General features: G+C 73.4%; 3 protein-coding genes and 1 pseudogene. All 4 read right to left on the reverse strand.

Translation table 11 applies throughout. The annotated features are described in order from the left end of the window. Nucleotides 1-614: ATP-binding cassette domain-containing protein (locus KBX39_RS28040; RefSeq protein ID WP_210873399.1), on the reverse strand; the 614-nt coding region annotated here is incomplete at its 3' end. Further along, a complete protein-coding gene (gene urtD, locus KBX39_RS28045; protein WP_210873401.1) occupies nt 614-1,390 on the reverse strand; it encodes an urea ABC transporter ATP-binding protein UrtD in 777 nt (258 codons plus the stop codon). The genes urtD and KBX39_RS28040, both read right to left, overlap by 1 nt. Then, on the reverse strand, nt 1,387-2,517 hold the full coding sequence (urtC, locus tag KBX39_RS28050; protein WP_210873403.1) for an urea ABC transporter permease subunit UrtC: 1,131 nt from the start codon (nt 2,515-2,517) through the stop codon (nt 1,387-1,389). Before urtC ends, urtD begins: the two co-directional genes overlap by 4 nt. After that, nucleotides 2,514-2,788, reverse strand: a pseudogene (locus KBX39_RS28055) (urea ABC transporter permease subunit UrtB); the annotation flags it as partial. The pseudogene KBX39_RS28055 and the gene urtC, both read right to left, overlap by 4 nt.

A 2,788-nucleotide genomic window follows, 5' to 3' on the forward strand; every position in this document is an offset into this window, starting at 1 on the left:
AGGACGTGATAGCGGTTCGCCACCCGCAGCGCGAACCCGAGATGCTGCTCGACGAGCAGCACGCTGAAGCCGGACTGCCGGGTCAGCTCGACGATCCGCTCCTGGATCTCGGCGACCACCGACGGCTGGATGCCCTCGGTCGGCTCGTCGAGCATGAGCAGCCGGGGCCGGGTGATCAACGCGCGGGCGATGGCGAGTTGCTGACGCTGGCCGCCGGAGAGGAGCCCGGCCCGCCGCCGCAGCAGCGGACGCAGCGCCGGGAACAGGTCCAGCGCCTCCGCCGTCGCCACCGCGCCGTCGCGCCGGGCATCGGCGACGAGGCGCAGGTTCTCCGCCGCCGTCAGGTGCGGGAAGCACTGCTGGCCCTGCGGGACGTACGCCATGCCACGCGCCACCCGCTCGTGCGGCGCGAGACGGGTGACGTCCTCGCCGTCCAGCTCGACGGTGCCGGCGCTCGGGCGCAGCAGGCCCGCCGCGACCCGCAGCAGGGTGCTCTTGCCGGCGCCGTTGTGCCCGAGCACCGCGGCCACCCCGTCGGGCGGGACGGCGAGGTCCACGCCGTGCAGCACCCGGGAACGCCCGTATCCGGCGTGCACCCCACGCAGGGTCAGCATCATGCCTCCAGACCGCTGGGGACCGACCCGGCGTCGACCGGGTGGCCGAGGTAGACCTCCTGCACGCGCGGGTCCGCCTGGACCTGCGCCACGGTGCCCTCGCTGAGCACCCTCCCCGCGTGCAGCACGGTGACGCTGCGCGCGAAGCGACGCAGGAAGTCCATGTCGTGCTCGATCACCACCACCGTGCGATCCCGGCTCACCGTCTCCAGCAGGGCGCCCGTGGCGTCGCGCTCCACGTGCCTCAGCCCGGCGACCGGCGCGTCGAGCAGCAGCAGCCGCGCGTCCTGCACCAGCAGCATGCCGATCTCCAGCCACTGCTTCTGGCCGTGCGCGAGCGTGCCGGCGAGCTGGTCGGCCCGGCCGGCCAGCCCGATGGTCTCCAGCGCGGCGGCCACCTCGTCGGGGATCCCCCGCCGGCGCCGGGCCAGGGTGGCCCAGCTCCGGCGGGCGCCCGCGGCGATGTCGAGGTTCTGCACGACCGACAGCTCCTCGAAGACCGTCGACGTCTGGAACGTCCGGCCGACGCCGAGCCGGCTGATCCGGTGCACCGGGCGACCCAGCAGCTCCTGGTCGCCGAAGCGCACCGAGCCGGTGGCCCGCACCAGACCGGTGATCGCGTCGACGAGGGTGGTCTTGCCGGCGCCGTTCGGCCCGATCAGGAACCGGATGTCACCGGCGGGCACCTCCAGCGAGACGCCGTCGACGGCGGTGAAGCCGTCGAAGCTGACCCGCACGTCACGGACGGACAGCCCGTCCAGCCGGTCGTCGCTCACTGGTGCACCTCCGCCCGCTCGGCGCGGCGGCGGGCCAGCGCCCACAGCGACGCCAGGCCGCCGGGAAGGAACGCCACGACCACCACGAAGAGCAGACCCTGCAGGTACGTCCAGGTGCCCGGGAAACGTTCGGAGAGGGCGGTACGCGCCCAGGCCACCGCCACCGCGCCGAGCACCGGCCCGAGCAGCGTGGCCCGGCCGCCCACCGCCACACCGATGACGAACTCGATCGACGGGACGATGCCGATGAGGGCGGGCGAGATGATGCCCACCGCCGGCACGAACAGCGCGCCGGCGAGGCCCGCCATACCCGCCGCCACCACGTAGGCGACGAGCTTGACCGACGCCGGGTCGTAGCCGAGGAAGCGGACCCGCTCCTCGCTGTCCCGCACCGCCACCAGCAGTTCCCCGTAGCGGCTGTGGACGATCTGGCGGGCCAGCGCGAGCAGCGCGAGCAGGACGCCGGCGATGATGAAGTAGACCATCCGCTGGTTGACCGGGTCGTCCAGGTCGTAACCGAAGAAGCCCTGGATGTCGGTGAGCCCGTTGGTGCCGCCGGTGGTCCCCTGCTGGCCGATCAACAGGATCACCATGGCGGCGGCGAGCGCCTGGCTGAGGATGGCGAAGTACGCGCCCCGCACCCGGCGGCGGAACACCAGTGAGCCGAGCCCGAACGCGACGGCCATCGGCAGCAGCACCGTGGCCGGCAGCGCGAACCACGGGCTGGCGAACGGCCGCCACCAGACCGGCAGTTCGTCGAGCTGCCCGTACAGCTGCATGAAGTCGGGCATCCCACCGGGGCCCGCGTCGGCGAGCTTGAGGTGCATGGCCATCGCGTAGCCGCCCAGGCCGAAGAAGACGCCCTGGCCGAGGGTGAGCATGCCGCCGCGCCCCCAGGCGATGCCGATGCCGACGGCCACCATCGCGACGCACAGGTATTTGGCGAGCAGGGCCAGCCGGAAGTCCGACAGCGCCAGCGGCGCGACGGCGAACAGCAGCGCCGCGCCGAACGCGAACCCCGCGGCCGCGCGCAGCCGGGACCGGCCACCGGACCGGCTCGCAGGGGCGATGTCGTCCGGGGCCGGTGCGCCGGCGGTGCTCGGCGGCGCGGGTGTCACGGCGGTCATGCGAGGCTCCTGGTCCGCAGGGTGAACAGGCCCTGTGGCCGCCACTGGAGGAACGCGACGATCGCCACGAAGACGATCACCTTGGCGACGCTGAGGGTCGTGAGGTACTCCCCGGTGGCCTGGAGGACCCCGAGGGCGAAGGCGACGATCACGCTGCCCTTGAGCTGACCGATCCCGCCGACCACGACGACCAGGAAGGCGTCGATGATCAGGTTGGTGCCCATGGTCGGGCCGATCGGGCCGAGCAGGGTGAGCGCCACCCCGGCGAGCC

This window comes from Micromonospora sp. D75, assembly GCF_018070405.1.
Taxonomy (GTDB): domain Bacteria; phylum Actinomycetota; class Actinomycetes; order Mycobacteriales; family Micromonosporaceae; genus Micromonospora; species Micromonospora chalcea.